General features: G+C 68.9%; 8 protein-coding genes and 1 rRNA gene. 4 read left to right on the top strand and 5 right to left on the bottom strand.

What is annotated here, in order from left to right:
- A 5S ribosomal RNA gene (gene rrf, locus KIK09_RS34575) occupies nt 1–117 on the top strand.
- 541 nt (nt 118–658) lie between these two features.
- On the opposite strand, the gene KIK09_RS34570 is transcribed toward rrf, so the two are convergent.
- Both KIK09_RS34570 and KIK09_RS34565 read right to left on the bottom strand, forming a co-directional pair.
- Nucleotides 659–1,915 carry an alpha/beta hydrolase family protein gene (locus KIK09_RS34570; protein WP_214323587.1) on the bottom strand — a complete coding sequence of 419 codons (1,257 nt, stop codon included), beginning with the start codon at nt 1,913–1,915 and terminating at the stop codon, nt 659–661.
- Between the two features lie 721 nt (nt 1,916–2,636).
- A complete protein-coding gene (locus KIK09_RS34565; protein ID WP_214323586.1) occupies nt 2,637–3,197 on the bottom strand; it encodes an ArsR/SmtB family transcription factor in 561 nt (186 codons plus the stop codon).
- 106 nt (nt 3,198–3,303) lie between these two features.
- On the opposite strand from KIK09_RS34565, the gene KIK09_RS34560 reads away from it, so the two are divergent.
- Complete coding sequence (locus KIK09_RS34560) at nt 3,304–3,738, top strand: hypothetical protein (protein WP_214323585.1); 435 nt, start codon at nt 3,304–3,306, stop codon at nt 3,736–3,738.
- Here KIK09_RS34560 and KIK09_RS34555 read toward each other — a convergent pair.
- Nucleotides 3,735–4,190 carry an Lrp/AsnC family transcriptional regulator gene (locus tag KIK09_RS34555; RefSeq protein WP_214323584.1) on the bottom strand — a complete coding sequence of 152 codons (456 nt, stop codon included), beginning with the start codon at nt 4,188–4,190 and terminating at the stop codon, nt 3,735–3,737. The two genes, KIK09_RS34560 and KIK09_RS34555, sit on opposite strands and share 4 nt — an antisense overlap.
- A 168-nt stretch (nt 4,191–4,358) precedes the next feature.
- Between KIK09_RS34555 and KIK09_RS34550 the strand changes: the two genes are divergently transcribed.
- Nucleotides 4,359–5,246, top strand: coding sequence for a phenylalanine 4-monooxygenase (locus KIK09_RS34550; RefSeq protein WP_214323583.1), 888 nt, complete (start codon nt 4,359–4,361; stop codon nt 5,244–5,246).
- Between the two features lie 74 nt (nt 5,247–5,320).
- Nucleotides 5,321–6,226, top strand: a complete 906-nt coding sequence (locus tag KIK09_RS34545) for a serine hydrolase (protein WP_250574150.1) — start codon at nt 5,321–5,323, stop codon at nt 6,224–6,226.
- On the opposite strand, the gene KIK09_RS34540 is transcribed toward KIK09_RS34545, so the two are convergent.
- Both KIK09_RS34540 and pstB read right to left on the bottom strand, forming a co-directional pair.
- On the bottom strand, nt 6,195–6,905 hold the full coding sequence (locus KIK09_RS34540) for a response regulator transcription factor (RefSeq protein WP_214323582.1): 711 nt from the start codon (nt 6,903–6,905) through the stop codon (nt 6,195–6,197). The two genes, KIK09_RS34545 and KIK09_RS34540, sit on opposite strands and share 32 nt — an antisense overlap.
- On the bottom strand, nt 6,905–7,681 hold the full coding sequence (gene pstB, locus KIK09_RS34535) for a phosphate ABC transporter ATP-binding protein PstB (RefSeq protein ID WP_214323581.1): 777 nt from the start codon (nt 7,679–7,681) through the stop codon (nt 6,905–6,907). The genes KIK09_RS34540 and pstB overlap by 1 nt, the downstream gene beginning before the upstream one ends.
- Nucleotides 7,682–7,694 lie beyond the last annotated feature (13 nt).

The following is a 7,694-nucleotide window of genomic DNA, read 5'->3' as shown; positions in this document are numbered from 1 at the left end:
TGCGGTGGTTATGGCGGGAAGGAAACACCCGGTTACATTCCGAACCCGGAAGTTAAGCTTCTCTGCGCCGATGGTACTGCACTCGGGAGGGTGTGGGAGAGTAGGTCGCCGCCGCACAAATTTTCATGTCGGAGAGGCCCGCCCTGGGTATGGGGTGGGCCTTTCCGCGTTTCCGGGCCGGGCCTGGGCTCCTAGGCTTGGGGCTTGGGCCGGGCGCTCGCTGCTTTCTGGGGCTATCCACGGCGTTGGGTGGCCCCTTCGTGTGTTTCGAAGGGGGCCGTCCACGGCGCGGGCGGCCTTTTCCTGTTTGCGGGGCGTCGCTCGTGTCTCGCGACGTGTTCCCCAGCGGGGTAGCCCAGGCGGTGGGGTGGGTTGGGCATTGTTTCCGCGGGGCTATCCATGTGGTGGGCGGCCCGTTTCGCGGTGTGGCGAGTGGCCCCCTTTCGCAGTTCCGGGGGCGCGCGTCGCGAGCTGGATGCTCTCCACACGGTCGACCGGGGTCAGTGCCAACGGTCGACCGGGGCCAGCGCAGGCGGTGGCGTTGTCGTGCAGCTCGTTCATAGGGGCCGTCTACGGTGTGGGCGGTCTTTGCGTTTCTGGGGTCTCTTGGGTTGGGGCTTGTTTCGGGGTGTTGGGGGTCCCGGAGCGGGCTCGGGTGTTATGGGGTTAGGAGGCCCCAGTAGGCGGACCAGGGGATGAATGCTGCGGTGGCGGTGGTGAGGAGGGCTTGCCGTACACGCATGGGGCTTCGGCGGAGGGTCAGGGTGGTGCCGGCGGCGATTGTGGTGACGGCGAGGAGTTGGAGGAGGAGCCAGAGGGGTGGGCGGCCGAGGATGGTTGGGCCGACTGTGGTGGCGCCGGTGGCGACTATCCAGAGGAGGTAGGTGATGGTGCCTAGGACGGTGGTGGTGCCGGTTATGACCGTTAGGCGGGCGAGGTGGTGGGTTGCGGGTGGTGCGGGGTAGGGGGCGGGGGAGCGGCGGAGGCGGGCCCGGATGGTGCGGGCCAGGGCGCCGGTGGGGTAGGCGAGGAAGGCGGTGAGGATGACTGCCAGCAGCGTCAGGTGGAGGGGGATTGATTCGTACCAGGACAGAGGGTGGAGGGGCTCGCTGGTCAGGGGCTGTGTGGGGGGTGCGTCAGAGGTGGGCTTGGAGGGCGGTAGGTGGGTGACCCAGCGGGTGATGGTGTCCACGTAGCCGGGGGCGAAGGTGGGGGTTTGGGGTCCGAAGCCGGTGGTGCTCTGGTGGAGGTTGTGGTCCGCCTGGGGGATCACGCGGAGGGTGTAGTGGGTGTTGTGGGCGCGGTCCAGGGCCTGGCGGAAGAGGGTCATGCTCTCGCCGGGGGCGGTGGAGCGGTCGTGTTCGGCGAAGACGGCCAGTAGCGGTTGGCGTACCTTTTCCAGGGTTGCTATCGGGTCGTTGGCTACGTCGCCGAAGAGGCCGGCGGACACGAGCATGCGGCTGAGGTTCATCCCGATGGGGGGCTGTAGGGACTGCTTCACGCCGTAGTGGGTGAGGTATACGCGGTTGCTCCAGAGTTGCGCCCGGTCGGTGTGCAGGGCGCTGGCCGCCACGGGGACGACGAAGGACACCTCCGGCGAGCGGGACGCGGCGAGCGGGGCCACCCAGCCGCCCTCGCTGTGTCCCCACACCCCAACCTTGCCGGGGTCGACGTCGGGGCGGGTGCGGAGCAGGCGTACCCCGGCCACGGCGTCGTCGGCCAGGTCGGTGAACGAGCTCGTCGCTCTGGTGTAGCCGGGTCGCTTGTCGTAGATCAGGACCACGATGCCTGCCCGGGCGAACGCTTCGGCCTCGGGCCGGTACGCGTTCCGGCCCCGCGCCCCTGCGCCTGCCACCAGCACCATGCCTGGTCGCCGGCCAGCCCCGGCGGGCGCCACCACGGTCCCGTGCAACACCGTCCCACCGTTCCGGAAGGTCACATCGGTATTGCTGAGCTCGAATCCGCCCGCCGCCGCTCCCCGGGATGGAAGCACGACTCCGCCGAGTGGACCACGGGCGCCCGCGACGTCCCCACGGGGACGCGCGAAGGGTGTGCCGCCGGGAAGCGGTGCCGAAACGGCAGCGGTACGGCTGGAGGGACCTGCAGCGGTGAGTGTGGTGCCACTCGCGAGGACCGTCGCATGCTGCACCGCAGCTGGGCGGGTGGGGGGTGCTCCGGTCGCTGGTGAGGTGCGGTGGGAGAGGGCGCTGGTGGGAGGTGCTGTGGCGCGGTGGGGGAGGGGGCCGGTGTGAGGCGGTGTGGCGCGGTAACGGAGGACGCCGGTGTCAGACGGTGTGGCGCGATAGCGGAGGACGCCGGTGTCAGGCGGTGTGGCGCGATAGCGGAGGACGCCGGTGTCAGGCGGTGTGGCGGGATGGAGCAGGGCCGCGATGGGGGTGGCGGTTGGGGGTGCGGGGTGGGGATGGGGGGTGGGGGTGTGGGGGAGGGATAGGGCGAGGGTGGTGGCTGCTAGGTAGGTGATCAGCGGGGTGGATTTGCGGATGGGCAGCATGGAGTGGTCTCCTTCTGCTGGGAGTGGTGGACATCAGGGCCTCGCCGTACGAAGGCGAGGTGTCGCTGCTTCCGAGCGCCTGGGCCGTCGAGTTGCCGCTCGGCGGCCCAGGATTACGTGAGGGTCAGGTGGCCTCCTCGGGATCGGGGAAGGCGATGAAGCGGGTGAGGACCGTGCGCGCCCCGTCCGGCGTCTCGTCGGGAGTGCGCTGGTAGCGCTTGAGGAGCGCCAGGTACTCCTCGAAGAACTCCGCGAGCTCCTCGAGGGTGAGCCGGACGGAGCCGCGGGAGTACGGCATGGCGTCCCCCCACCCGCCGAGCCGCGACCGCACCTCCTGGAAGCGGGCGAAGGTCTCCAGGTCCTCGGCCAGCCAGAGCTGGTTGAGCTGCTCGATCGTGGCGCGGAACTCCGGGCTCTGCCCGCTCAGCACCGGGAAACGCACGTCCAGCCGCGTCAGGCGCCACCAGCGTTCCCGCCCGTGCGCCCGCTCCAGGACCTCCTCGACGAAGCCGTGCTCGGCCAGGACGCGCAGGTTGTAGCTGGTCCCGCCGGTCGTGACGCCGAGGCGTTCGGCCAGCACGGTCGAGGTGGCCTCCCCGAGGATCTCCAGCTCACGCAGGATGCGCTGCCGCACGGGGTTGGCCAGCGCCTTGGCCATCGCCAGGTCCGAGATTCGATCAGCCACACATCCACGATAACTCATGCACGAGAAGTCGTGCATGACAGATGTCAACAAGAGCCGGTGATTCGCACGACTGCCGCCAGGGCCCCGAGTTCCGAAGGATGAAGGCATGCAGACCTGGCGCTGGACCACCGACATCTTCCAGGAAATGACGCTGCTCGCCCGGTTCGGAGAAGAGGGCTGGGAGGTGGAGGGCGTCGACAGGCTCGCCCGGTTCGCCTGCCGCCGGGACGAGCGGCATCCGCGCCGTTGGGAGTACCGCAGGGAGGAAGGCGTCCACGAGTTCGAGGGCTGGGAGCCGTGCGGCACCTGGCTCACGTGGGCCTACTTCAAGCGCGCCACGGGCCCGCTGGACGTGGTGCCGCCCGTGCCGCGCCGCCACCTGTACCTCGGGCGCAGGGCGTGGCTCCTGCTCGCGGCCGCGCTGGTGGCCGCGCTCGGCGCCATGACCGCGGTCCTGCTCGACGCGTGGATCGTGCTGCTGCCGCTGCTCGGTGCCTGGTTCCCGCTATTGGTGATCCAGCGCGTCAGGCGGCGGGGTTAGTCACGCGCGAGCAGGAGGGGCTCCACGCGATAGGGGACCTGGGTCGACAGCGCGATCGTGGTGTCCGTGCGCTGCACCGCCGGCGAGGCCAGAACCCTGGCGATCACCTCCTGCAGGTGGTCGGTGCTGCGCGCCACCACCCGGCACAGCAGGTCGTACTGCCCGCTCGTCCCGTACACCTCCAGGATCTGAGGTACGGCACGCAGCGCCTCGACCGACTCGGCCAGCCGCCCCTGGGCGATCTGCAGTGAGATGAACGCCATGATCGGATACCCGGCATCGGCCGTGGAAATGGTGGGACCGAAATCCACGATCACGCCGCGAGCCGTCAGCTTCTCCACGCGGGCCTGCACGGTACCCCTGGCGACGCCGAGCAGGCGGGCCAGCTCGGTCAGGCCGATGCGCGGATGCGCCCGCATGGTGGTCAGCAATCTGGCGTCGAGCTCGTCCACAGCGCCCTCCCGAACGCGAAACCGATCAACGGCGACGTCCCCGACCACAGACGGCGACTGGACGATCCGACCAGTCACAGGTGCCGCGAACCGTACGACACTTAGCGTATCGCGCAGCGAAACTGTGCGCTCTTGCCAGCGAATCCCGAATTTGCTGTCATCTGGGACATGTTCGAGGAAGCGCAGTACTTCGCTCCGGTGGAGACCCGGGGCGATGGTTCGGTCGTGGTGGAGCTGTCCGCTTCGCACCCCGGTTTCGCCGACCCGGTGTACCGGGAACGGCGCAACGCGATCGCCGGGCTGGCGGTCAACCACCGGCGCGGCGAGCCGATCCCGATGGCCGAGTACACCGAGCGCGAGCACGGGATCTGGTCGCTGGTCACCAAAGAGCTGGCGATCAAGCATGCGATTTATGCCACGGCCGAATATCAGCACGGGGCGGCCAGGCTGGGGCTGCCGGAGGACCGGATCCCGCAGTTGGAAGAGGTCAGCCGGATGCTCGAGCCGCTGACCGGGTTCCGCTACCTGCCGGCCGCCGGGCTGGTGCCGCTGCGGGACTTCTACGGCGTGCTCGCCGACGGATATTTCCACTCAACGCAGTACATTCGGCACCATTCCGTGCCTTTCTATACGCCGGAGCCCGATGTCATCCATGAGGTGATCGGGCACGCCAATGCGCTGGCCAGCGACCGCTATGCCGCGCTCTACCGCCTGGCCGGGGCCGCCGCGCGCAGGGTGGAAAGCGATGAGGCGCTGGAGTTCATCTCGAAGATCTTCTGGTTCACCCTGGAGTTCGGCGTGATGGCCGAGAACGGCGAGCTCAAGGCCTACGGCGCCGGGATCCTGTCGTCCTACGGCGAGATCGAGGAGTTCCGCGGGATGGACATCCGCCCGCTCGATCTGGCGGCCATGGGTACCACTCACTACGACATCACGAAATATCAGGACGTGCTGTTCCGCGCGGACTCGCTGGAGCACCTGGAAGACGTCGTCGGCGATTTCTGGGCCACCTGCGACGACGAAAGCATCGCAAAACTCGCCAACGCCCACGTCTAGCGCTTCATCACGATTTTTCGCAATAATTCGCGGAAGATCTTGGGAAGGGCGACGGCGTGTTACCACGATGGATCATGGCGTTCGCTCTCATGCTGTGCTCCACCGTGTGTGCGAGCGACGCCACGCACTCCACCACGGCCGGCCGTACCGTCGCAGCGGCGAGTGCGGCCCGGCCGATAGTGGTCCCCCAGCAGGTGCAGTTCCAGGTCCGAAAGCTGAGGGGCGCGCGCCCGGCCAAGCCCGTCGATGCCAAGGCCCTGACCAAGCGGCTCGACCGCTACCTGGCGGGCCGCCCGGGCCCGGTCACCGCCGTGGTCAAGGATCTGACGACCGGCCGCGTCTACCGCTACCACCGCCACCAGGTGATGATCACCGCGAGCACCGCCAAGGTGCAGATCCTGATGGCGCTGCTGCTCAGGACCCCGTGGCGCAAGCTGTCCAAGGCCACCAGGCACGACGCCGACCTCATGATCCGCTTCAGCGACAACGAGGCCGCCGACCGCCTCTGGCTCAAGATCGGCGGCGCGGCCGGATTCACCAAGGCGGGCAGGAAGCTGGGGCTCAAGCACACGCAGGGCATCCCGGGCGACTGCCTCGACCTGTACTGCTGGGGCATCACCAGGACCACGGCGGGGGACCAGATTCACCTGATGCGCCAGCTGGTCTCGCCGAAGAGCCCGCTTCCGGCCCGTGCGCGCGCCCAGGTCCTGCGGCTGATGGGCAAGGTCACCAAGAGCCAGCACTGGGGCGTGAGCGCCGCGGCGTGCAAGGGCGATCGGGTCCCGTTGAAGAACGGCTGGCTCAAGCGCGTCTCGACCAAACGCTGGGCCATCGTCAGCGTCGGGCTGATCCGCGGCCACGGGCACGACTACGCGGTGGCCGTGCTCACCGAGGGCAGCGCCGAGGCGGGCTACGGGATCGCGACCGTGCAGGGCGTGGCCACGCGGATCATGAAGGCGCTCCGGAGCTGCCGGGGGTGACCAGCCGGTAGCCGACGCCGCGCACGGTCTGGATGAGCTTGTCCTCGTCGTCGCCCAGGCGCGCGCGCAGCCGCTTGACGTGCACCGCGATCGTGTTCGTCGAGGTGCTGGCGGCCGCGTGCCAGACGTGGCGCATGATCTGCTCGCGCGTGACGGTCCTGTCGGCGTTGCGCATCAGGTACTGCAGCAGCTCGAACTCGCGCAGCGGCAGATGCACCGCCAGCCCCTCCACCCGCACCTGGTAGGCCTGCACGTCCAGCTCGACCTCGCCCACCGACAGCACCTGGCGCGTCTCCGGAGAGGCCGCCTGGATGAACGGCAGCAGCTCGGGCACCCGGTACGGCCGGGCCACGCAGGCGGCGGCCCCGGCGGCGAGCGCCTGGACCGCCTGCTCAGCATGGCCCTCGCCGACTCCGAGCAGCACGGGCACGGCTCGCGACAGCCGTACCGCGCGGACGAACTCGATCGGGTCGATGACCGGAAGCGTCGCCGAGACGAGCACCACGTCCGGCTGGAGCGCGCCGGCCTGCAGCAGTCCCTGGGCGCCGTCGGACACGCCGGTGACGGCGACGCCCTCGCCCTCAAGAGCGGTCGCGACATCGGCCACCACGGCCGTGTCGGGGTCGGCGATGAGCAGCACCGGCTTGCTCCTCGTCTCCCCGTTGACCAGATGGGCCATCAGCCGAAGCGCCCGGTGATGTAGTCCTCGGTCGCCTTCTGGGACGGATTGGTGAACATGCGGGACGTCTCATCCATCTCGACGACCTTGCCGGGCTTGCCCTGCTCGGCGAGGTTGAAGAACGCGGTCCGGTCGCTGACGCGCGCGGCCTGCTGCATGTTGTGCGTGACGATGACGATCGTGTAGTCGTCCTTGAGCTTGACCATCAGGTCCTCGATGGCCAGCGTCGAGATCGGGTCGAGCGCCGAGCACGGCTCGTCCATGAGCAGCACCTGCGGCTCGACCGCGATCGCCCGCGCGATGCACAGGCGCTGCTGCTGGCCGCCCGACAGACCGGCGCCGGGCTTGTTGAGCCGGTCCTTGACCTCGTTCCAGAGGTTGGCGCCCTTCAGCGACTGCTCGACGACGCCGTCCGTGTGCGACTTGGAGTGGCGGCCGTTGAGGCGGAGGCCCGCGGCCACGTTCTCGTAGATCGACATGGTCGGGAACGGGTTGGGCCGCTGGAAGACCATCCCGATGCTGCGCCGTACCGAGACGGGCTCGATGTTGGGCGCGTACAGGTCCTCGCCGTCGAGCAGCACCTTGCCCTCGACCCGGGCGCCCGGGATGACCTCGTGCATCCGGTTGAGCGTGCGCAGGAAGGTGGACTTGCCGCATCCGGAAGGCCCGATGAACGCGGTGATCGAGCGCGGCTCGATGGTCATCGAGACGTCCTCGATGGCCTTGTGCGAGCCGTAGTAGGCGTCGAGCCCGGATACCTGGATCTGCTTGGACATTGCTGCGGATACC

The sequence above is a fragment of the Nonomuraea sediminis genome (assembly GCF_018531495.1).
Taxonomy (GTDB): domain Bacteria; phylum Actinomycetota; class Actinomycetes; order Streptosporangiales; family Streptosporangiaceae; genus Nonomuraea; species Nonomuraea sediminis.
The sequence above is the reverse complement of the archived record's forward strand: the minus strand, read 5'-3'. Positions and strand labels throughout refer to the sequence as shown.

Coding starts and splice junctions, on each gene's coding strand:
- KIK09_RS34560 (WP_214323585.1), top strand. CDS start 3,304: ATGCAGACCTGGCGCTGGACCACCGACATCTTCCAGGAAATGACGCTG.
- KIK09_RS34550 (WP_214323583.1), top strand. CDS start 4,359: ATGTTCGAGGAAGCGCAGTACTTCGCTCCGGTGGAGACCCGGGGCGAT.
- KIK09_RS34545 (WP_250574150.1), top strand. CDS start 5,321: ATGGCGTTCGCTCTCATGCTGTGCTCCACCGTGTGTGCGAGCGACGCC.
- KIK09_RS34540 (WP_214323582.1), bottom strand. CDS start 6,905: ATGGCCCATCTGGTCAACGGGGAGACGAGGAGCAAGCCGGTGCTGCTC.
- pstB (WP_214323581.1), bottom strand. CDS start 7,681: ATGTCCAAGCAGATCCAGGTATCCGGGCTCGACGCCTACTACGGCTCG.